Source organism: Amycolatopsis japonica (assembly GCF_000732925.1).
GTDB classification, from domain to species: domain Bacteria; phylum Actinomycetota; class Actinomycetes; order Mycobacteriales; family Pseudonocardiaceae; genus Amycolatopsis; species Amycolatopsis japonica.
In genome coordinates this window covers 6,951,450-6,970,957 of record NZ_CP008953.1, presented here as the reverse complement: position 1 = coordinate 6,970,957, position 19,508 = coordinate 6,951,450, and the positions used below count along the sequence as shown (strand labels likewise).

Below are 19,508 nucleotides of genomic sequence, written 5' to 3'. Positions count from 1 at the left end.
CAATGAAGGGGGCCTTCACGTACTTTCACCGACTCAGGTGCGCTGTTTCGACCGGCCGAGGATGCGACGACGGCCGTGGCCGTTGGTGCGTTCCTCGTGCAGTTCCTTCAGCGACAACATCATCGCGTCTTCCTGCTTCATCAGCGGGTCGTTGCGAAGGTCCTTCCAGACCGACACGCACAACCCGACCATCACGAACACGAACGGCACCGCGATCAGGATGGTGAGGTTCTGCAACCCGGTCAGCGCCTTGTCCCCGCCGACCAGCAGCATCACCGCCGCGACGGCGCCCATCAGCACGCCCCAGAAGATGACGACACCCTTCTTCGGGTGCACGCTCCCGCGCTGGGACAAGGTGCCCATCACCACCGAAGCCGCGTCCGCGCCGGAGACGAAGAAGATGGACACCAGGATCATCACCAGGATCGCGATCGGGACGAACCACGGCAGCGTTTCGAGCAGTTCGAACGTCGCCGACTGGGCACTGCCCGCGCCCGCGATGTCCGTACCCGCCCGCTGCCTGCTGATCGCCGCGCCGCCGAAGATCGCGAACCAGATCAGGCTCACGATGCTCGGGATCGCGATGACACCGAAGATGAACTGCCGGATGGTGCGGCCGCGCGAGATCCGCGCGATGAACATGCCGACGAAGGGCGTCCACGAGATCCACCACGCCCAGTAGAAGACCGTCCAGCCGCCGAGCCAGGTCTGCATCTCCTCGCCACCGGTCATCCCGGTACGGCCGGACATCTCCGCCAGTTCGCGGAAGTAGTCGCCGATCGCGCCGGGCACGATGTTGAGGATCAGCACGGTCGGGCCGACCACCAGCACGAACACCGCGAGCACCGCGGCGAGCACCATGTTGATGTTGGACAGCCACTGGATCCCCTTGGCCACCCCGGACACCGCCGAAGCGATGAACGCGATGGTGAGGATCGCGATGATCGCGACCAGGAGTCCCTTGCCGGGATCGTCGATCCAGCCGACGGCGCCCATACCGCCACCCACCTGGAGCGCGCCGAGACCGAGCGAAGCGGCCGAACCGAACAGGGTCGCGAAGATCGCCATGATGTCGATCGCCTTGCCCAGCGGGCCTTCGGTGCGCCGCTTGCCGATCAGCGGCGCGAACACCGAACTGATCAGCTGGCTGCGGCCCTTCCGGAAGGTGCTGTACGCGATCGCGAGGCCGACGACGGCGTAGATCGCCCACGGGTGCACGGTCCAGTGGAACAACGTCGTCGCCATCGCGGTGTGGACGGCTTCGTCGGAGTTCGGGGCCGCGGTGCCCGGGGGCGGGCTCGCGAGGTGGGAGACCGGTTCGTACACACCGAAGAACATCAGGCCGATGCCCATGCCGGCGCTGAACATCATCGCGATCCACGACGACGTCCGGAATTCGGGGAGTTCCTTGTCCCCGCCCAGCGGGATCCGGCCGTAGCGGCTTATGGCCAGACAGACCGCGAAGAGCACGAAACCGCTCGCTGTCAGCACAAAGGCCCAGCCGCCGTAAGGGATCACGGCGTCGTTGAGGAGGGTCGACGCGACACTCGCGAGGCTCTCGGGGGACAGGACACCCCAGATGATGATGGCGAGCGCGAGGGCCGCCGCCACACCGAAAACGGTCCGGTCGGTTTCGGCGGGTCGTTCGGCGGCGAGGTCGAGCGGGACGTGCTCATCGGGCGGGTGCCCCGGACCTGTCGTGTCCGGCGCGTGGGCGAGGTCCGACGCGGTCTCCGCGACGACCTCTTCTTCCGCTTGTTTACCGTCCTGCGAACTCATGTTCAGACACGCGCCGATGACGGCGCGATCTCCTTCCGCCCGAGTTAACCCGTTTGCACCACTGCACCCTAACCAGAAAACTGGTAACCGGCAGAAAATGCGGGCGAAGAGGTTTAAACCGGTGATTGTGGGCCTGACCTCGGCGGATGCGAGCGTCGCCGACGATCTCGGCGGGGAACGTGTCGCTCGTGACACCGGGTGGTCAGGAGATCGGGCCGAGTTTTTCGCAGAGAGCCCTGCTGAACTGGGGTTCCTTGGCGAGGATTTCCTCGCATCCCTCGGTTTTGACGCTCGTCACCGCCTGCCATCGATCGGGTACCCAGCGGTAGAGCACGCGCAGCGACGGGCTTTGGGGGAAGTTCGTGCGGTCTACGACGAGCCACTTCTGGTCGCAGGCGCGCGTGTGGATGTCGATGGCCTCGCCGCGGGTCTGTTCGACCCGGACGTCGGCGCAGTGATCGGCGGGAGGGTCGCAGCCCAGCTCGCCGCAGTGACCCCAGGTCCCGTCCGGCAGTTTGTTCCAGGGAGCGTCCCCCGAGTTGAGCACCAGCGTCCGGTTCGCGATCGGGGCCGCGGTGGTGAGCTTGATCTCCGATGGCACCGTTGCCCGGCAATCGGCGGCCCCGGGGGTGATGACGACGTTCGCGTAGATGATGTCGTTCTCTTCTGTCAGGCCTTCGATCCGGGGTTCACGGCCGCAGTCCGGGAGCCGCACCTGGAGTAGGAGGCTGCGGTCGTCCGGCCCAGGGCGGACGCCCGTGGTCACGACGGTCAAAGTGGCCTCAGGCGGCACCGTCTCGACGGAGGGAGGCGGTGCCTGGAGCTTCGGCGCGGAAGTCGTCGGCGCCGGAGCGGTGTCCGCGTAAGGAATGTCGGCCGCCAACACGGCGGCGAAGAGTGCTCCGCCGCCGAGCAGTACGGCCGCGCTCCATCGGAACGTACGAACGAAACGCTGCCCATCGGCCATCAAACCCCCCACGGTTCGAAGGGATTTTAAGCCGTGGAGCCTCCTTTCCAGAAGGGCCGGCCGAGCGGGTCGCCGCCGGCGGTGTCCGGGCGGCCCTGCCGCGCGTGGTTGCGCTCCAGCAGGTAGGTGACGAGGGCGATCAGGGCGAGGGTGACGATGATTGCGGTCATGGCAGTAAGTTTGCGCCACTGCACATCCTGCCAAAAGTGGCAGTTCTGTCGTTGTGCGACAAAATCCTGCCAGCTATGCTTCGGGCATGCTGAAGAGCGTCGCCGTGGTGCTGCTGGACGACTTCGCCGCGTTCGAGTTCGGTGTCGTCTGCGAGGTGTTCGGTTACGACCGCACCGATGACGGACTGCCGCTGCTCGACTTCCGCGTGTGCGGGGAGCGGGCCGGAGAGCCGCTGAGCCTCGGTCACGGTGTCAAGGTCACCCCGGAACACGGTCTCGAAGCGACGGAAGACGCGGACCTGGTAGTCGTCCCCGCCTGCGACGTGCGCGACGAATACCCGCCCGCGGTGCTCGAAGCGCTCCGTGCGGTTTCGGCGCGAGGCGCCACACTGCTTTCGGTGTGCACCGGCGCGTTCGTGCTGGGCGCCGCGGGGCTGCTCGACGGGCGGCGGTGCACGAACCACTGGCGGCACAGCGAGCGGTTCCGGAAGCGTTTTCCCGAGGCGCGGCTGGATCCGGACGTCCTCTTCGTCGACGACGGCGACATCATCACCAGCGCCGGAACGGCCGCCGGCATCGACGCGTGCCTGCATCTGGTCCGGCGCGAACTCGGCTCCGCCGCGGCCACCGTGATCGCCCGGCGCATGGTGGTGCCGCCGCAACGGGAAGGCGGGCAACGCCAGTTCGTCGAGTTGCCGATCCCGGAGTGCACCGGGGACAGTCTTCAGCCGGTGCTCACGTGGATGCTCGACACCATCGACCACGAACATCCCGTCGCCGATCTGGCCCGCCGGGCCCGGATGTCCGAGCGCACCTTCGCCCGCAAGTTCGTCGCGGAGACGGGCACCACACCGCACCGATGGCTTTCGACACAACGGGTTCTGCACGCGAGGTCGCTACTCGAGGAGACGACGATGAGCATCGACGAGGTCGCGCGTCGCTGCGGCTTCGGCTCAGGAGCCTTGCTGCGTCACCATTTCCACAAGGTCGTCGGCGTTTCCCCGCAGGACTACCGACGAACCTTCGCACCGCAGCGCGTTTGACGCCCGGCCTCAGTCCTTCGATGGCTTGTTGAACAGGCCGAGGGATTGCGCGACCGCCGCGCCACCGGCCAGGAAGGCGAGCGGCAGCGTCTTGGCCCAGAACGCGCCGACGTCGAGCGAGATGAGCAAGGCGAGCAGCCCGGCCGCCAAGGCGGCCAAGACGAGCATGCCCAGGGCGAGGCGGGGTTTCGAGACCATGTGTCCTCCAGGAAACGGGTTCGGAAGAGCAAGCTTCGCGACGGTTCCGAGGGAGGAAGAGGTCATTTTTGCCCCGTGCGGGAGTTTCAGAGTGAACCCCAGGCGCGGGCGCGTTCCATCAGCCGGTCGCGAATGAGGGTCACGACCGGCCGCACCGTCCCGGAGCGGTGCGCGAGATAGATGGTGTTCAGCGGCGGCACTTCCGGGGTGTGCACGATCGAGACCGAGCCCGCTTCGAGCGCGGCCGCGGCGATGTAGCGCGGCAGCACACTCGCCCCGGCTCCCGTGACGACGACGGCGAGGATCGCGCGGAGATCGGGTACGACCATCGCGACGCGGTTCGGCGGCCGCCGCCCGAATTCGCTGCGCCAGTAGCGGCGGATGATCGGCAGATCGCCGGCGTAGGCGATCAGCGGCAGGTGGGCCAGCGCAGGCACCGGGTCGGCGGCGAGCAGTGCGGGGTCGACGCTCCGGGCGAGCGCGGGGGCGGCGACGAGCACGAACTCCTCGTCGATCAACGGAATCGCGGTGATGCCGCGTTGCCGTGGCCGGACCGGCGAGAGGACGAGGTCCAGGCGCGCGGCTTCGAGGGCGGACAGGAGTTCGTCGGCGAGCCCGAGGGTGACGGTGAGCCGCAGCCCTCGTTCGGTCAGCGGGGCGAGCGCGGGCAGGAACCGCGTCGCCATGCCGTCGCTCGCGCCGCCGATCGCCACTTGTTCGCGGTACTGGACCTCGTCGTCGCCCGCCGTCAGCGCGCCCCGCAGTTCGTCGATCCGGGTGCCGATCCTGGCGGCGAGTTCGGCCGCGCGGGCGGTCGGCGCCGCACCGAGCCGTGACCGGACGAAGAGCTGTTCGCCGAGTTCCTCCTCGAGCTTGAGCAGCTGCCCGGTGACGGCGGGCTGGGTCAGGCCGAGCTCCGCGGCGGCTGCGGAGAGCGAGCCGAGGCGGTAGATCGACAGGAAGGTCGCCAGCCGGTCCAAGTTGGGCATGCAAGCCGCCTTCCATAAGAAATCTTATGGATGCTAGCCGCCGTCTCGGAGTACTCGCAGCACGGACCCCGTTGAAGCGGGCAGTGGGCACAACGCTCCCGGACAACGAAAGGAACAGTCATGGCGCGGATCCTCATGATCGTCTCGGCCGCGGACCACGTGCGGCTCACGGACGGCGTCGACCACCCGACCGGCTACTGGGCCGAAGAGGTCGCCGAGTCGCACCGAGTGCTCGCCGCGGCGGGCCACCGGGTGGAGATCGCGACACCGTCCGGGCTCCGGCCGACCGTCGACCCGATCAGCCTCGACGAACGCGGCGGCGTCGACGCGGCCACGGGCGCGAAGTTCGCCGAGTACCTCGAGAAGCTCGACCTTTCGGCGCCGCTCAAGCTCTCCGACGTCTCGGCCGGCACCTACGACGCCTTCTACCTGCCCGGCGGACACGGCCCGATGACCGACCTGGTGGACGACGCCGACCTCGGTGCCCTGCTGAACGACGCCGACGCGCAGGGCAAGACCATCGCCGCGCTCTGCCACGGACTCGCCGCCTTGCTCAGCGCACGTCGCGAGGATGGCTCGTTCACCTTCGCGGGCCGCTCGATGACGTCGTTCAGCGACGAGGAGGAACGGCAGGGCGGACTGGGCGAGAAGACTCCCTTCTTCGTCGAGGCGCGGCTCCGGGAACAGGGCGCGATCGTCACTCCGGCGGCCGCCTGGTCGAGCGAGGTCGTCGTGGACGGAAACCTTGTCACCGGCCAGAACCCGCAGTCCAGTGTCGCGACCGCGGAACACGTGGTGGCGCGGCTGAAGACGGCGTGAGCTTGCACCGCGGCTGGATCCGGACATACGATCAGGGCAGTCGTACAGGACGAACGCCCTAGGAGATGACGGTGGCAGGATCCCCGGCCGCGGCGCGTGGCAAACTCGTTCGGCAACGGTTGCTCGAAGCGGCCGTCGCGCTCGTGCCCGAACTCGGCTGGTCCGCGGTCAGTACCCGGATCCTGGCCGAACGCGCGGGTGTCACGCCGAGCGTCGTGCACTACCACTTCCCGTCGCTGCAGGCCTTGATGATCGAGGGCGTGCTCGGCGCGATGCGCGAGGTCGCGGTCGCTTTCGAGCCGGCGCTGGAATCCGTCGAGACGCCGGCGGACGCGGTGGACGCGCTGCTGGCGTCGGTCGGCGAATACTCCGGCACCGACCCGATGTCGTTGCTGTTCGCCGAGGCCTATCTCGCCGCGACCCGCGATGACACCTTGCGTCAAGGCATCCGCGAGCTGCTCGCCGGCCTGCGCACCAGGTTCGGCGGGTGGCTGGCGGAGCGGGGAGTGGCCGACGCCGACGACACGGCGGCGGCACTCCTCGCCGCGGTCGACGGGCTTTTGCTGCATCGGGCGCTCGGACCGGAGTCCGGCCGGATCGTCTCTCCGGCCGTCCTGCGCAGGCTGGTCGGCTGAACGAAAGGGAGAGACCCCATGAAGGTGGCGATCTGCGGGGCCGGGATCACCGGTCTGGCGCTGGCGCACCGGCTCGCGGCGCTGGACGTCGAAGTCGTGGTGCTGGAACGGGCGGCGGGGCCGCGGCAACAGGGTTACATGATCGACTTCTTCGGCCCCGGCTTCGACGCCGTCGAGGAAATGGGGCTGCTGCCCCAGGTCGAGGAAGCGGCGTATCAGGTGGACGAGGCGAGCCTGCTGGACGAGCACGGTCGCCGCCGGGCGGCGATCGACTACGTCCAGTTCGCCAAATCGGTGCGGGGACGGCTCTGCAGCATCATGCGGCCGGATCTGGAACGGGTCCTGCGTACCGGTCTTCCGTCCACAGTGGACGTCAGGTTCGGTGCCGGGGTCACCGGCGTCGAGGACCTCGGCGACCGCGTGCGGGTCACCCTGGCGGACGGCGAGACCCTCGAAGCCGATCTGCTGGTCGGGGCCGACGGGATCCATTCGACCGTGCGGAGGCTGGTCTTCGGTGAAGAGAGCCGGTTCTTGCGTCATCTCGGTTTTCATACGGCGGCCTTCGTTTTCGAGGACGAGGAGATTCGCGCGCAGGTGGGCGAGCGCTTCTGTCTGACCGACACGGTCGGGATGCAGATGGGTTTCTACGGTCTCCGCGACGGCAAACTCGCTGCGTTCGCCGTGCACCGCACGACGGATCCGGCTCTGCCGGACGACACGCGGGCGGCGCTGCGCGCGACCTACGGTTCGCTCGGCTGGGCGGTGCCGAAAGCGCTCGACTTGTGCCCGCCTCCGGGCGAGGTGTACTACGACCAGGTCGCGCAGATCGAGATGTCTTCCTGGAGCCGAGGGCGGGTCGTGCTCGTCGGCGATTCCTGTTATGCCGTCTCCCTTCTCGCAGGGCAGGGCGCTTCACTGGGGATCGCGGGCGCGTTCGTTCTGGCCGAGCAACTCACCCGGGCGCCCTCGATCGAGACCGCGCTCGCGGAGTACGAGCGTCTGGTCCGCCCGGTGGTGACCGAGAAGCAACAGGTCGCCCGCCGGGGCGCGCGATGGTTCCTGCCCGCCAACCGGTTCCTGCTCCTGGCGCGCCGGGCGTTTCTTCACGTGGCCCGGCTCCCGGGACTCGAACGACCGCTCGCGGCCGCCGTCACGGGAAAGTCGACGGCGCTCGTGACGAATCTGAAGCGTGGGGCCGAGATCCGGAGCCGTTGACTTTCGGAAGGCGGGGTCGGTTGCGGAAGCTGGGGTGAAGGGGGCTTTCGCTGCGTCTGATGCAGTGATGGGCCCCTTCGCGTCTTGCTGGTGGCCGCGATCACCAAGTGGGACGCGCGGACACACCTCCGTCCACCATCAGGTTGTGCCCGGTGATCCACGACGCGAGCGGCGAAGCGAGAAAAAGGCAGGCGTTCGCGACGTCCTCAGGAGTGCCGAGCCTGCCCAAGGGCGCGGCCTGTCGCCAGCGGTGGACGCCCTCCGGCCAGGCGTCGTCGAGGCCGGGGCGGTCGATGAGGCCGGGGGAGACGGCGTTGACGCGCAGCCCTCGCGGACCGTATTCGAGCGCGGCGGCGCGGGCGTGCATGACCAGGGCGGCCTTCGCGCTGCTGTAGTGCGCGTGTCCCGGCGCGGGCTGGGCCGCTTCGATCGAGGCGATGTGGATCACGCTGCCGCCGTTCATCACTTCGGCCGCGGCTTGGGTGCACGAGAACGCGCTGGTGACGTTCGCGTCGAGGACGGCGCGCCAGTTCTCCGCCGACATCTCCGGCAAAGGTTCGATCGGCTGCACGCCGGCGTTGTTGACCAGGGTGTCCAGCCGTCCGGTCCAGGCCGCGGCGGCGGACACCAGCCGCCGGCATTCGCCGTCGTCGGTGAGGTCGGCGGCGAACGGCTTCGCGGTGCCGCCCGCCTCCTGGATCCGTTCGACGACGGCGAGCGCCGAGGACTCGTCACGGTGATAGTGCACGGCGACGGCGCTGCCCGCCTCGGCGAAACGCAGCGCGATGCCGCGGCCGATCCCGCCGCTGGCCCCGGTGACGAGCGTGGTGGTACCGGTCAGGTCGAGCATCGAGGTCCTTTCAGGCGAGACGGCGGCGGATCCACCAGAAACAGAATCCCGCGAGACCGAGGGCGAGCGCCAGGTACAGCGCGCTCTCGATCCATTGGAACGGCCAGAATCGCGTGGGCGGGTGGTAGATCACGTGCTGTCGATAGCCGAGCCGGTTGATTTCGGCCAGGCACAGATCCATCGGGTCCGCTCTGGTACCGCGGCCGCCGGGTGGCGCCGAGGGCGAACACGGGCCGCTCGACGTCGGCATGGTGACGTTCTCGACGGGTTTGCCGGAAGCGTCGACGGTTTCGCCCGCCAGCAGCCAGCCGCCGGGATCCGGTGCCTTGGCTTCGAAATGCAGCACCCCGGTGTTCGGGTTCCGGCCGATTCCATCCACAGTGGACAGAGAGAGTTCGAGCGTCGCGTCGATCGAGGGCAGCAGATGGGGCCGGACGACGATCGGTACGGCGACCTGGATCACCGCGAACGCGGCCAGCGTGACGGCCATCGCGGGCAGGCTGCGGCGCACCAGCATGCCGATGGTGACGCCGAGCGCGAAGGCGAACGCGGAGTACGCGATGGGGACGACACCGCGCGCGTCGAACACCATCGCCGAAAGCCGTGGGAAATCCTTCACGGCGGCCGTTTCAAAGGTGGTCGCCCACCAGGTCACCGCCAGGCTGCCCACGCCGCCGGCGAGCATCGCGGCCACACCGGTGATCCCGAATTTCACCGCCAGCCACCGTGTCCTGGTGACGCTCTGGTTCCAGATCAGCCGGTGCGTCCCCGCTTCGAGTTCACGGGTGAACAGCGGCGCGCCCCAGAAGAGGCCGATGAGCGCTGGCAGCAGGAGCACGAGCGCGGTGACGGCCAGGAAGGTGTTCTGGTGGTCGTTGAGGAAGCGCTCGACGAAGTCGTCGCAGGCGGCGGTGTCGCCCGCGCAGGTCGCGATCCCGGTGGCGTATTCGCCGGAGATGGCGGGCCCGGTGACGGCCAGGACGAGCGCGAGCACCGCCAGCGCCCCGAACACGGCCGCGGCCGGGAGCCGGAATTGACGCCAGGTCAGCCAGATCATCTCCGGACCTCCAGGATCCGCCGGTGGTTCGCGGTGGTTTTGGTCAGGTAGGCCAGTACGAGGTCTTCGAGGCTCAGCTTGCTCACCGTCCACACCGGATCGTGGATCGGCTCCTCGGTGCGGACGACGAAGGTACTTTGGACGTCCGTATGGCTTTCCGAGACGATGTGCTGGCTCGACGGGAGCCTGGCGGCGTCACGGCGCGGGCCGGTCAGGCGGTGGTGGGTCGCGAGCAGGGTCTCGACCTCGCCGGACACCTGCACACGGGAGTCGATGAGCACGATCAGGAAGTCGCAGGCGCGTTCCAGATCCGAGACCAGATGGGACGACAGCACCACGTTCAGTTCCTGCTCGACGGTGGCTTCGAGCAGCCCCTGCAGGAATTCGCGGCGCGCCAAGGGATCGAGCGCGGCGACGGGTTCGTCGAGGAGCAGCAGTTCCGGTCGTTTCGCCACGCCGAGGGTGAGGGCGAGCTGGGCGCGTTGCCCGCCCGAAAGTTTTCCGGCCTTGCGCGCGAGATCGAGACCGAGCCGGGCGATCCGGTCCCTGGCCAGCGCGTCGTCCCAGCCGGGGTTCAGCCGCGCACCGAGCCGCAGGTGGTCCGCGACGGAAAGACCGGCGTAGGTCGGGGTGTCCTGCGCGACGAAGCCGACCTTGGCGAGCTGGGCCGGGCTGGCGCCGGGACGCCCGCCCAGCACGGTGATCCGGCCGGTGGTCGGTGGCAGCTGACCGGCGGCCATGTTCAGCAGCGTGGTCTTGCCCGCCCCGTTGGGACCGACCAGTCCGACCACGTGCCCGGCCGGGATGTCCAGCGTGCACTCGGAAAGCGCCCAGTTCTTGCCGTATCTCTTGCCGAGACCCTCTGTTCGCAGGACGGCGGTCATGCTATTTCCTCTCCGGCGACGGTCCGAAAGGTCGTCATGAACAGCGCCTCGATGCTCTCGTCGTCGAGCCCGGCCTTGCGGGCCTTCGCCAGCCATCGCTGCAGATCCATCCGCAGGGGGCCGTGCGCGGCGAGGGATCCGTCGGTGAGCGTCGCGGTCACGAAGGTGCCGACGCCCGGCCTCGCGGCGACGAGGCCTTCGTGTTCGAGCTCGCGATACGCCTTGAGCACGGTGTTGGGATTGATCGCCAGCCGGGCCACCACTTCCTTGACCGTCGGCAGCTGGTCGCCCTCGGCGAGCAGGCCCAGCCGCAGCGCCTGCCGCACCTGGCGGACGAGCTGCAGATACGGCGACAGGCCGGAGTGGTCCTCGAGGTGGAACTCGATCATGGTTACTCCATTTATCTAGTTACCTAGTACTATAGAGACATGAAGGAGCGCGGTGTCAAGACAGGGGGATCGCTAGACGCGCTTCCGTAGCGCTAGCACGCCGGCGACGGTGAGGAAGATCAGGCCCGCGAGGACGTAGCAGTTCCCCAGCCACTGCTGGGTGGTCGTCCATGTCTGGCCCGGCCGGTCGAAGGCCGGGAAGTACCGGAACGGGGCCGCGACGAAGATCGTGGCGACGACGCCGGTGACGGCTAGCCAGGCTGCCGCCCTGCGGCGATCCTGACGCCTGAGCACCGCGAAGGCGACTGTGGTGAACAGCGCCGGGGCGATCCACACCCAGTGATGCGACCACGACGTCGGTGAGATGAGCAGGGCGAATGTCGCGTTCAGCAGCAGTGCCTGCACCGGTGCCGAGCGGTACATGGTCACCGTCACCAGCACCAGTAGCACACCGGTGAGGACGATCCAGAGCGGCTTCGCGGCGGACTCGACGCCGAAGCGCGCCAGCACCGCTTGCAGGGTCTGGTTGGTGTGGAACGAAGTGCCGCTGATCCCGGACGCCCCGGCGAGTCCGCCGAACCAGTAGCGCGCGGACGCCTCCGGGGCGACCGCGAACGCGACGGCCGAGGCGGCCACGAACGTGCCCACCGCGGTCAGTGCGCCACGGAAGTCCTTGCGCACCAGGAAGAACAGCAGGAACGCCATCGGCGTCAGCTTGACGGCCGCGGCGAGACCGACCCCGATGCCCCGGTAACGACCCCGTGCCAGCAGGCAGTCGGCCGCGACGAGACCCATCAGCAACAGGTTGATCTGGCCGAAACCGAGTGTCTGGCGGACCGGTTCGAGGAAGAGCGCCGGGGTGATCGCCAGCGACGCGACGAGCAACGCCTTCCGCCGGTCCCCGGACGGCCACAGCGTGCGGACGATCCCGTAGAAGGTGATGCCCAGCGTGGCCAGGCTGAGCGCGAACAGCAGGAGTACCGCGCCCGTCCACGGGACCAGCGCCAGCGGGGTGAGCACCAACGCGGCGAACGGCGGGTAGATGAACAGCAGGGGGATGCCGGCCTCGGAAAGCGGCAACGCGCCGTAGAGATCGCCGCCGCTCCACAGCGTGTCGACGCCGAAACGGTAGATCTCGAGGTCGCTGTGCGAAGTGCCCGCCGTCGCCATGGCCACGACGCACGCCAGCGCCAAAGCGGCGAACGCGCCGAGCGACCACTGGGCCCGACCGCGCGACTTGGTGGGAGACATCGCGTGGTGACCCTTCGGACGTGCGTCGATGATCCGACTGTACCCGGCGGGGGAGAAGCGACTTCCGTCGGCAGTCACGGCGCGAACATTGGTCTAGACTTTTCATTCCCCAGTGTGGTGAAAGGGACCGATCCATGCGCGGAACGACGGTGTTGCCGAGGACGCCTTGCCTGAAACCGAAGGCGGGGGAATTGCCACTGCATCGGCTGGAGGTCCGCGCGCCGGACGCCCTGCCGTTCACGGTCGGCACCTTCGACACGATCGGGCCGATGTCGCGGGCGGCGTTCCCGCATCGGCACACCTTCTACGAAATCGTCCATGTCACCGGCGGCACCGGCGACCACGTCATCGATTTCACCCGCTGGGAATTGGGGCCGCCGCAACTCGCGGTCATAACACCGGGGCAGGTGCATCATTGGGATGCCCGCGATCTCACCGGATTCGTCGTGTTGTTCACCGACGATTTCCTGCTCGAACATCCGTCGGATCGCGAAACCCTGCGAAGGCTCAGCCAGCAGCCGTGGCGGCTCGACGAACGCGCGGCCGAGGAGACGGCGCGGCTGGTCGCCGAACTCGACGAGGAATTCCGTTGTGGCGGGCAGGGTACCGATTCGGTGCTGCGGGCCCTGATGCACGTGCTGATCGTGCGGGCGGGACGGCTTCCCGGCCTGGCGGATCCGCGTCCGCCGGCCAGGGCACAGGCGGTGGGCACGGAATTCGCCCGGTTGCTCGGCAGACCCGACCTCGGGCTCTGGTCGGTCGGCGCGCTCGCGGAACGTATCGGGGTCACGCCGGGATATCTCACCGACGCGGTGAAAACGGCGACCGGCCGGACGGCGGCACAACTGATGCGCGAGGCGCGGACACGGGAGGCGAAACGGTTCCTGCTCGGCACGGATCTCACCGTGCGGCAGGTCGCCAGCCGGGTCGGTTTCGCGGATCCCGCGTATTTCTGCCGGTTCTTCCGGCGGGAAACGGGGTTGAGCCCCGGTGATTACCGCCGGACCGGAGACGCGCCCCCGGAGATTCACCACGACTGACCACCCCAGTCCATCGTCCGCAGCTGATCTTCTCCATACCGTCGAGGGTGATTCCCGAAGCCCCCACGAGGAGCAGGTATGGACGAAGAGAACAAGCTCAGCCGGAAGACCGTGCTGAAGGCCGCGATCGCCGCGGGTGTGGCGGCTCCGGTCGCGTTGATCGGCGGCCCCGCTCTCGCGCGCACCACCGTCGCGAGCGGCCAGGCACCCGAGCTGACCCCGTACTGCGACGACGGGGACGACCCGACCATCCCGCAGACCGAAGGTCCTTATTTCAAGCCGAATTCCCCGCAGCGCACCTCGCTCGTCACGGCGGGCACGCCGGGAACGCGGCTCACCGTGTCCGGCTACGTGTTCGGGCTCGGCTGCCTGCCGATCGCGCGGGCGCTGCTGGACTTCTGGCAGGCGGACGTCAACGGCGCCTACGACAACGTGGGGTACACCTTCCGCGGTCACCAGTTCACGAACGACCAGGGCGCTTTCTCGCTGAGCACCATCGTGCCCGGTCTGTACCCCGGTCGTACGCGGCACATCCACGTCAAGGTCCAGGCCCCCGGCAGGCCGGTGCTGACCACGCAGCTCTACTTCCCCAACGAGCCGCGCAACAACACCGACACGATCTTCGATCCGCGGCTGCTGATGACCGTCCGGGACGCGGGTACGGCCAAGGAGGCGGCGTTCGACTTCGTGTTGAACGTGCCGCAGACGCCGACGTCGACCTCGCGGCCGACCAGTACGACGCCGACGACGTCGACTTCGACCTCCAACCCGCCCGGCGGGACGACCTGGGCGGCGGGAACCGGCTATTCCGCGGGCGCCCGGGTCACCTACAGCGGTCGCGGTTACGTGTGCTTGCAGGCGCACACCGCCCAGCCCGGCTGGGAGCCGCCGTCCACACCCGCGTTGTGGCGCGCGGAGTGACGGACAGCCGCTGCGGAGGGAGATAAACGCGGGTGGATTCCCGCCGCCGGGTCCCACACCCCGGCGGCGGGGTCCACCCGCTTCCCATGGGGTGAGGAAAACCCCACCCCAAGTAGGAGCTTTGCTTCAATGCGCCCCCACCGTTCCGTCGACGATGATCGATTTCGACAGCGGAACGAAGGGGTGAGCGTTATGAAGAACGGCCGGAAACGGTGGGCGAGACGGGGAGTGGTGGCCGCCGCCGTGGTGGTGACGGGGGCGGTGCTCGCTCCCTTGACGAGTCCGGCTCTCGCGGCGGAGACGACCACGACCTGGCGGGATCCGGTGCGGTCGCTGGACCGGGCGGCGCATCCGTTGCGCTCGACCGAACCGGGCCGTAACACTGCCGATCTCCGGGCGCTGGGCGGGATGATCGCCGACGCGAAGGTGGTCGGCCTCGGCGAGGCGACCCACGGCTCCCACGAGTTCTTCACCATGAAGGAGCGGGTGTTCCGCTACCTCGTGGAGGAAAAGGGGTTCCGGGCCTTCGCGCTGGAGCTCAGCTGGTCCGCCGGCCTGGAGATCGACGAGTACGTCCAGACCGGGCGCGGCGACGCCCGTGAGATCGCGAAGCGCACGCTGGCCGGATCCCCGTGGGATCGCGAGGAGTTCGTCAGCCTGATCCGGTGGATGCGCGATCACAACCGCGCGCATCCCGATCGCACGGTGCACTTCGTCGGTGACGACCTCGGCGCGCCTTCGGTGAACGACGCGTTCTTCGCGCGGATCACCGACTACATCGGCAGGCATCATCCGGAGGCGCTGCCCCGGCTCAACGAGCTGTACACGGGACTGCGCCCGATCGACGACGCGTTCGCCTACGTGCGCAAACCCGTCGACGAGCGACGACGGCTCGCCACGCAGGCGGAGCAGGCCTTCGAGCTGGTCAAGGGTCTGGCCGGCGCGGACGCCTACGGCTGGACCGAGCAGCATGCCCGGTTCGTCGCGCAGACCGCCCGCTTCCTCGCTGTCGACCTCGCGGATCCGAAGGGGCTGCCCGCGGCCCAGATCCTGCGCGACCAGGCGATGGCGCAGAACGTGGCCTGGTGGCAGCGGCGGACCGGCCACAAAATCCTGCTCTCCGCGCACAACGCCCATGTCGCGTACATCCCCGACATGCCGTCGATCTACCCGAAGACCCAAGGCGCCTTCCTGCGCGAGACGCTGGGCCGCGGCTATCTGCCGATCGGGTTCAGCTTCGACCGGGGTTCCTTCCTGTCCAAGGACACCGCGGTAGGCGGCGAGTGGAAGCCGTTCTCCGTCCCGTCCGCGCCGTCCGGGACGAATGAGGACACCCTCGACCGGGTCCGGTTCGACGACTTCTACCTGGACCTGCGCACCGCGCCGCCCGCCGCCCGCGCCTGGCTGGACACCGCCCGGCCCACCCGCACCATCGGCACGCTGTTCCCCGTCGACCCGGCGGACATCTCGCTCGGCCGCTCCTACGACGTCGTCATCCACCTGCACGACGTCCGTCAGGCCGATCTGAGAAGGTAGTGACGTCGCGCCCGTTTAGGGGTTTTTAACCCGGTTTGCCTGGCGTGCCGCGACGGATCTCGGTAGTAGTCGAAGTGTTCCGGTACCCCCTGTTCCAGTACCCAGCGGAGGAAATCCCTGATGTTCAAACGGATGCTCAGCGCCTTCGGGGTCGGCGGCCCGTCCGTCGACACCGTGCTCGACTCGCCGCACGCCGTTCCCGGCGAGGTGATCACCGGCCAGGTCCGCATCCAGGGCGGTTCGAGCGACGCCCAGATCGAGGAGATCCTGCTTTCGCTGGTCACCAGGGTCGAGGTCGAGCACGGCGACCACGAGCGGGCCGGGACCGCGGAGTTCCTGCGGGTCAGCGCGGGCCGCAAGGTACGGGTGACGGCGGGGCAGCTGACGACCGTCCCGTTCCAGATCGCCTTGCCGTGGGAGACGCCGATCAGCGCGGTGGGCGGGCGTGAGCTGCCGGGCATGGTCGTCGGCGTGCGTACCGAACTCGTCATCGCCGGTGCGCCGGACAAGGGCGACCTCGACCCGGTGCTCGTCGGGCCGCTGGAATCGCAGGACCGGGTGCTGGAGGCGTTCGGCGAGCTGGGCTTCTCCTTCCGCAGCGCCGACGTGGAGGCCGGGCGTTTGCACGGTGTCCGGCAGGAGCTCGGGTTCTTCCAGGAGATCGAGTTCTTCCCGCCGTCGCGCTACGCCGGCCGGGTCAGCCAGGTGGAGCTGACCTTCGTCGCGAGCCCGGACGACCTCGTCGTGGTGCTGGAGGCGGACAAGCGCGGCGGCATGTTCCGCTCCGGCGGCGACTCCTTCGGCCGCTTCCACGTCTCGCACGAGGAGGCGCTGCGCACCGACTGGGCCGCCGCCATCGACGGCTGGCTGGCCAAGGTCGCCGAATCCGGCGGCGGGCACGCCATGTTCGGCGGGCACCAGGAGCACTACGGCCACGACTACGACCACCACGGTCATCACGGTCACCACGGCAGGCGTGGTCCGGGGATGGGCGGTGTGGTCGCCGGTGCCGCGGCCGGTGTGGTCGGCGGCATGATCCTCGGCGAGGTCATGGAGGACGTCTTCGACGGCGGCGACGAGGGTTTCGAGGAGTGATCCGGCTTTCTGGGCACACCGGCTCGCCGGTGTGCCCAGAAGTCACTTCGCCAGGACTCAGGTGTACCAGGTGGGCTCAGGAAGTTCGTTCAGCAAGGCGTAAGCACCGACTTCACGGCGTTTGTACGCCACCGGATCGTGCAGGGAGTGCGTCCGCAGATTCCGCCAGAACCGGTCCAGACCGTATTTCGTGGCGCTCGCGCGGGCGCCGGTCAGCTCGAAGATCTTCGTGCCGATTTCGAGGCCGGTATCGATCACGCGCTGTTTGGCGGCGGCGATGAGGACCGCGACCTCGCCGCGTGCCTCGGGGGTCAGTTCCTCGCGCGGAGCGTGCAGCACGGCGGAGATCGCGGTCCCGGCCTTGTCCACCAGCGCCTCGGCCGCCCACAGCTTCGACTGGAGATCCCCGTAGCCGTCGAGGATGTACCACTCCTCGCCGGCGGATGGCTTGTTGTCGCCGCCGTACGGCCACGCCCGGGTGTGCTCGCGCGTGTACGCCAGCGCGGTTTCGAGCGCGCCTTGCGCGATGCCGAGATAGAAGTTGGCGAACACCAGCTGGATCGCCGGGACGTTGAGCGTGTTGTAGGTCAGCGGGTGGAACTTCTTGTCGACGTAACCCGCCGCGCTCGCCCACGGGACGCGCACGTCGGTGATGGTCACGCTGCCCGATTCGGTGAGCCTCTGGCCGATGTTGTCCCAGTCGTCGTGGAAGACGATTCCGTCCTGTCCGGACGGGACGATCGCGAAGATGTGGTCCTCGGTGCCTTCGAGGACGCCCTCCAGCACGGTCAGATCCGAGACCTTGCTTCCGGTGGAGAACGACTTGTGTCCGTTGTAGACGATCTCGTCGCCGTCCTCGGCGATCTTCAGATCGGAATCGCGGGGGTTGACCGCGCCGCCGAAGAAGAAATCGTTTCGCGTATACAGTTCTTCGACGGCGGCGATCTGGTCGTCGGTCGCCACGAGGCGCGCGGCCCAGGCCCAGAGATAGTGGTAGCCGAGCAGTTGGCCGATCGAGCCGTCACCGCGGGCGACCTCGCGGATGACGCGATAGGCGGTCTCCCAGCTCTGGCCGCCTCCGCCGTGCTCGACCGGGCCGAGCAGCGTCACCAGGCCGGAATCCTTGAGCAGCCGGACTTCCGCGTAGGGCGTTTCGTTCTTCCGGTCGCGCTCGGCCGCGTTCACCGCGAGTTCCGCGGCGACCTCCTTCGCGGCCGACAGCCATTCATTGCCGGATCGGATCCGGGGCTCGGTCGTGGTCATGGGGTGAATTCCGTTCTGTGCGAGGGCGAACGGGAATTCCGGGCAGGGCGGAGCGCCCGGAATTCCCGGGTGTTTCTCGAGGATGAGCGACACTTGTTCAGGCCGTACAGAGCATGCGTCCGAGTAGAGCAGTGGCACTTTGGGGTGTCAACGAACGTCCGCGCTCTGAGACCGCGCCCCTCTCGCGATCAGAACCAGTGCAGGCAGTGCGGAGGACGCTCGGTGCGGAACAGAGCGTCGGCCGCCGCCGCGGCCTCCGAGTGATGGGCGCGGATATGGCCCGCCCGCACGAGTGTGCTCGGAGTGGTGCCGCCGAGATAGATCGAGCCCAGATCGCTCACGTCGAGGGACAGATCGGGTTCCCGCTCCGTCGGGACACAGGCCGCCTCGCCGTCCCGGACGGTGAGCAGATGGCGGCCGTGCTCGTCGAGCGCCGGGTCGCCGACGTCGAGGACGAGCTCGCCGTCGGCCGACCAGCCGCGGGCGGTGAGCGCGCGGGGGACGTCGAGCAGCCGCACCCACAGCCAATCCGTGTCGCCGCCGAGCTCGCCGGCGCGGAAGTCTTCGAGCTGCCAGCGCAGCGGATCGTCGAGCGGGCGGTGCTTGAACACGACTTCGCTGACGAGGTCGTGCCCGAGCAGGAACCTGGCCAGTGCCGTCGACACCGCGTCGTCGGTGGCGATGGTCTCGTCGACGGTCAGGGTGTCGGGTTCGGTGAGCGAGTAGGAGGCGTAACCGTCCGGGACGCCGTCGGCGTCGCGATGCACGGCGACGTACCGCGATGCCCGGGAGATCGGTGGTTGCCCGGCGCCGGCCTCCCACCAGCTGTGCGGGCGCGACAGCGCGCCGGGCCTGGCGCGGCGATACCGGTCGTAGACCGTTTCCAGGATCTCGCCGCAGTCGGCCCGGCGCAGCAGTTCGATCGAGCCGGTGGTCACCTCGGCCGCCCGGGGGACGGCGAGGGCGGCCCGGTGGCGCCGCACCGTCAGGCGCCGGGTGTAGGTCGCCGGCCCGTAGCCGAACCGGCGGTAGATCAGGGCCTCCGACGCCAGCAGGACGGAGAGGAACTCGCCCCTGGCCCGGAAATCGGCGAGCTGATGCCGCATCATCGCGCTGAGCACGCCCTGACGACGGTGCGAGGGCAGGACGCCGACGGCGGTCACCCCGGCGGCCGGCACGACGACCTCACCGGGCAGCGTCAGCTCGAAGGAGTAGGCGGCGGCCGTGCCCACCGGCCGCCCGTCCTCGGAAACCGCGAGCAGGGCGCGGTCCATTTCGAGCGAGGACCAGGTCTCGCCCGCGGTGTCCGGGAACCGGGCGAACGCGGTGAACATGGTGTCGACGAAGACGGCGCGGTCGTCGGCGGTCGTGGAACGGATCTTCATGGGCACAGTGCATTGCCGTTCC

The 19,508-nt window shown here is 68.7% G+C and carries 20 protein-coding genes; 8 read left to right on the top strand and 12 right to left on the bottom strand.

Translation table 11 applies throughout. The annotated features are described in order from the left end of the window. Window positions 1-33 precede the first annotated feature (33 nt). The 3 genes from AJAP_RS32070 to AJAP_RS44435 all read right to left on the bottom strand — a co-directional run bounded on the left by AJAP_RS32070 (window position 34) and on the right by AJAP_RS44435 (window position 2,916). A complete protein-coding gene (locus tag AJAP_RS32070) occupies window positions 34-1,779 on the bottom strand; it encodes a BCCT family transporter (RefSeq protein ID WP_038518437.1) in 1,746 nt (581 codons plus the stop codon). Window positions 1,780-1,981: 202 nt separating this feature from the next. Next, window positions 1,982-2,746 carry a hypothetical protein gene (locus AJAP_RS32065; RefSeq protein ID WP_038518436.1) on the bottom strand — a complete coding sequence of 255 codons (765 nt, stop codon included), beginning with the start codon at window positions 2,744-2,746 and terminating at the stop codon, window positions 1,982-1,984. 26 nt (window positions 2,747-2,772) lie between these two features. Next, complete coding sequence (locus AJAP_RS44435) at window positions 2,773-2,916, bottom strand: hypothetical protein (protein ID WP_167551725.1); 144 nt, start codon at window positions 2,914-2,916, stop codon at window positions 2,773-2,775. Window positions 2,917-3,002: 86 nt separating this feature from the next. Here AJAP_RS44435 and AJAP_RS32060 point away from each other — a divergent pair, with 86 nt between their 5' ends. Beyond that, on the top strand, window positions 3,003-3,959 hold the full coding sequence (locus AJAP_RS32060) for a GlxA family transcriptional regulator (protein WP_038518433.1): 957 nt from the start codon (window positions 3,003-3,005) through the stop codon (window positions 3,957-3,959). A 9-nt stretch (window positions 3,960-3,968) separates the two neighbouring features. Here AJAP_RS32060 and AJAP_RS32055 read toward each other — a convergent pair whose 3' ends face one another. Together AJAP_RS32055 and AJAP_RS32050 are read right to left on the bottom strand one after the other, a co-directional pair. After that, window positions 3,969-4,157 (bottom strand): hypothetical protein, encoded by a 189-nt coding sequence (locus AJAP_RS32055; RefSeq protein ID WP_038518431.1) that lies wholly within the window; start codon window positions 4,155-4,157, stop codon window positions 3,969-3,971. An 86-nt stretch (window positions 4,158-4,243) separates the two neighbouring features. Then, window positions 4,244-5,146, bottom strand: a complete 903-nt coding sequence (locus AJAP_RS32050) for a LysR family transcriptional regulator (protein WP_038518428.1) — start codon at window positions 5,144-5,146, stop codon at window positions 4,244-4,246. Window positions 5,147-5,266: 120 nt separating this feature from the next. Here AJAP_RS32050 and AJAP_RS32045 point away from each other — a divergent pair, with 120 nt between their 5' ends. The 3 genes from AJAP_RS32045 to AJAP_RS32035 all read left to right on the top strand — a co-directional run bounded on the left by AJAP_RS32045 (window position 5,267) and on the right by AJAP_RS32035 (window position 7,815). Beyond that, window positions 5,267-5,965: a type 1 glutamine amidotransferase domain-containing protein gene (locus AJAP_RS32045; RefSeq protein ID WP_038518426.1), complete on the top strand. Its 699-nt coding sequence runs from the start codon at window positions 5,267-5,269 to the stop codon at window positions 5,963-5,965. 65 nt (window positions 5,966-6,030) lie between these two features. Beyond that, window positions 6,031-6,600, top strand: coding sequence for a TetR/AcrR family transcriptional regulator (locus AJAP_RS32040; RefSeq protein WP_051972666.1), 570 nt, complete (start codon window positions 6,031-6,033; stop codon window positions 6,598-6,600). A gap of 18 nt (window positions 6,601-6,618) precedes the next feature. After that, a complete protein-coding gene (locus AJAP_RS32035) occupies window positions 6,619-7,815 on the top strand; it encodes an FAD-dependent monooxygenase (protein ID WP_038518423.1) in 1,197 nt (398 codons plus the stop codon). A gap of 100 nt (window positions 7,816-7,915) precedes the next feature. Here AJAP_RS32035 and AJAP_RS32030 read toward each other — a convergent pair whose 3' ends face one another. The 5 genes from AJAP_RS32030 to AJAP_RS32010 form a co-directional block, all read right to left on the bottom strand. Beyond that, a complete protein-coding gene (locus AJAP_RS32030; protein ID WP_038518420.1) occupies window positions 7,916-8,665 on the bottom strand; it encodes an SDR family NAD(P)-dependent oxidoreductase in 750 nt (249 codons plus the stop codon). A 10-nt stretch (window positions 8,666-8,675) separates the two neighbouring features. Then, complete coding sequence (locus AJAP_RS32025; RefSeq protein ID WP_038518417.1) at window positions 8,676-9,722, bottom strand: ABC-2 transporter permease; 1,047 nt, start codon at window positions 9,720-9,722, stop codon at window positions 8,676-8,678. Continuing rightward, entirely contained in the window at window positions 9,719-10,606 is an 888-nt protein-coding gene (locus AJAP_RS32020) for an ABC transporter ATP-binding protein (RefSeq protein ID WP_038518414.1), read from the bottom strand. The genes AJAP_RS32025 and AJAP_RS32020 overlap by 4 nt, the downstream gene beginning before the upstream one ends. After that, complete coding sequence (locus AJAP_RS32015) at window positions 10,603-10,995, bottom strand: GntR family transcriptional regulator (protein ID WP_037346270.1); 393 nt, start codon at window positions 10,993-10,995, stop codon at window positions 10,603-10,605. The genes AJAP_RS32020 and AJAP_RS32015 overlap by 4 nt, the downstream gene beginning before the upstream one ends. A gap of 72 nt (window positions 10,996-11,067) precedes the next feature. After that, window positions 11,068-12,246, bottom strand: coding sequence for a glycosyltransferase 87 family protein (locus AJAP_RS32010; RefSeq protein ID WP_051972865.1), 1,179 nt, complete (start codon window positions 12,244-12,246; stop codon window positions 11,068-11,070). Window positions 12,247-12,380: 134 nt separating this feature from the next. Here AJAP_RS32010 and AJAP_RS32005 point away from each other — a divergent pair, with 134 nt between their 5' ends. The 4 genes from AJAP_RS32005 (at window position 12,381) to AJAP_RS31990 (ending at window position 16,838) form a co-directional block, all read left to right on the top strand. After that, window positions 12,381-13,286, top strand: a complete 906-nt coding sequence (locus tag AJAP_RS32005) for an AraC family transcriptional regulator (RefSeq protein ID WP_037346272.1) — start codon at window positions 12,381-12,383, stop codon at window positions 13,284-13,286. A gap of 78 nt (window positions 13,287-13,364) precedes the next feature. Then, the gene (locus AJAP_RS32000) at window positions 13,365-14,207 is read left to right on the top strand and encodes a dioxygenase family protein (protein ID WP_037346274.1); all 843 of its coding nucleotides are present in this window, start codon (window positions 13,365-13,367) and stop codon (window positions 14,205-14,207) included. 192 nt (window positions 14,208-14,399) lie between these two features. After that, window positions 14,400-15,743 carry an erythromycin esterase family protein gene (locus AJAP_RS31995; RefSeq protein WP_051972665.1) on the top strand — a complete coding sequence of 448 codons (1,344 nt, stop codon included), beginning with the start codon at window positions 14,400-14,402 and terminating at the stop codon, window positions 15,741-15,743. 120 nt (window positions 15,744-15,863) lie between these two features. Next, window positions 15,864-16,838, top strand: a complete 975-nt coding sequence (locus AJAP_RS31990; protein ID WP_038518411.1) for a sporulation protein — start codon at window positions 15,864-15,866, stop codon at window positions 16,836-16,838. 57 nt (window positions 16,839-16,895) lie between these two features. On the opposite strand, the gene AJAP_RS31985 is transcribed toward AJAP_RS31990, so the two are convergent. Further along, window positions 16,896-18,101, bottom strand: a complete 1,206-nt coding sequence (locus tag AJAP_RS31985) for an acyl-CoA dehydrogenase family protein (RefSeq protein WP_038518408.1) — start codon at window positions 18,099-18,101, stop codon at window positions 16,896-16,898. A 188-nt stretch (window positions 18,102-18,289) separates the two neighbouring features. Then, entirely contained in the window at window positions 18,290-19,486 is a 1,197-nt protein-coding gene (locus AJAP_RS31980; protein ID WP_038518405.1) for a GNAT family N-acetyltransferase, read from the bottom strand. Between the last annotated feature and the right edge of the window lie 22 nt (window positions 19,487-19,508).

What these genes read in the sequence shown, in the direction of transcription:
- AJAP_RS32070 (WP_038518437.1), bottom strand. Translation starts at nt 1,779, where the DNA reads ATGAGTTCGCAGGACGGTAAACAAGCGGAAGAAGAGGTCGTCGCGGAG.
- AJAP_RS32065 (WP_038518436.1), bottom strand. Translation starts at nt 2,746, where the DNA reads ATGGCCGATGGGCAGCGTTTCGTTCGTACGTTCCGATGGAGCGCGGCC.
- AJAP_RS44435 (WP_167551725.1), bottom strand. Translation starts at nt 2,916, where the DNA reads ATGACCGCAATCATCGTCACCCTCGCCCTGATCGCCCTCGTCACCTAC.
- AJAP_RS32060 (WP_038518433.1), top strand. Translation starts at nt 3,003, where the DNA reads ATGCTGAAGAGCGTCGCCGTGGTGCTGCTGGACGACTTCGCCGCGTTC.
- AJAP_RS32055 (WP_038518431.1), bottom strand. Translation starts at nt 4,157, where the DNA reads ATGGTCTCGAAACCCCGCCTCGCCCTGGGCATGCTCGTCTTGGCCGCC.
- AJAP_RS32050 (WP_038518428.1), bottom strand. Translation starts at nt 5,146, where the DNA reads ATGCCCAACTTGGACCGGCTGGCGACCTTCCTGTCGATCTACCGCCTC.
- AJAP_RS32045 (WP_038518426.1), top strand. Translation starts at nt 5,267, where the DNA reads ATGGCGCGGATCCTCATGATCGTCTCGGCCGCGGACCACGTGCGGCTC.
- AJAP_RS32040 (WP_051972666.1), top strand. Translation starts at nt 6,031, where the DNA reads ATGACGGTGGCAGGATCCCCGGCCGCGGCGCGTGGCAAACTCGTTCGG.
- AJAP_RS32035 (WP_038518423.1), top strand. Translation starts at nt 6,619, where the DNA reads ATGAAGGTGGCGATCTGCGGGGCCGGGATCACCGGTCTGGCGCTGGCG.
- AJAP_RS32030 (WP_038518420.1), bottom strand. Translation starts at nt 8,665, where the DNA reads ATGCTCGACCTGACCGGTACCACCACGCTCGTCACCGGGGCCAGCGGC.
- AJAP_RS32025 (WP_038518417.1), bottom strand. Translation starts at nt 9,722, where the DNA reads ATGATCTGGCTGACCTGGCGTCAATTCCGGCTCCCGGCCGCGGCCGTG.
- AJAP_RS32020 (WP_038518414.1), bottom strand. Translation starts at nt 10,606, where the DNA reads ATGACCGCCGTCCTGCGAACAGAGGGTCTCGGCAAGAGATACGGCAAG.
- AJAP_RS32015 (WP_037346270.1), bottom strand. Translation starts at nt 10,995, where the DNA reads ATGATCGAGTTCCACCTCGAGGACCACTCCGGCCTGTCGCCGTATCTG.
- AJAP_RS32010 (WP_051972865.1), bottom strand. Translation starts at nt 12,246, where the DNA reads ATGTCTCCCACCAAGTCGCGCGGTCGGGCCCAGTGGTCGCTCGGCGCG.
- AJAP_RS32005 (WP_037346272.1), top strand. Translation starts at nt 12,381, where the DNA reads ATGCGCGGAACGACGGTGTTGCCGAGGACGCCTTGCCTGAAACCGAAG.
- AJAP_RS32000 (WP_037346274.1), top strand. Translation starts at nt 13,365, where the DNA reads ATGGACGAAGAGAACAAGCTCAGCCGGAAGACCGTGCTGAAGGCCGCG.
- AJAP_RS31995 (WP_051972665.1), top strand. Translation starts at nt 14,400, where the DNA reads ATGAAGAACGGCCGGAAACGGTGGGCGAGACGGGGAGTGGTGGCCGCC.
- AJAP_RS31990 (WP_038518411.1), top strand. Translation starts at nt 15,864, where the DNA reads ATGTTCAAACGGATGCTCAGCGCCTTCGGGGTCGGCGGCCCGTCCGTC.
- AJAP_RS31985 (WP_038518408.1), bottom strand. Translation starts at nt 18,101, where the DNA reads ATGACCACGACCGAGCCCCGGATCCGATCCGGCAATGAATGGCTGTCG.
- AJAP_RS31980 (WP_038518405.1), bottom strand. Translation starts at nt 19,486, where the DNA reads ATGAAGATCCGTTCCACGACCGCCGACGACCGCGCCGTCTTCGTCGAC.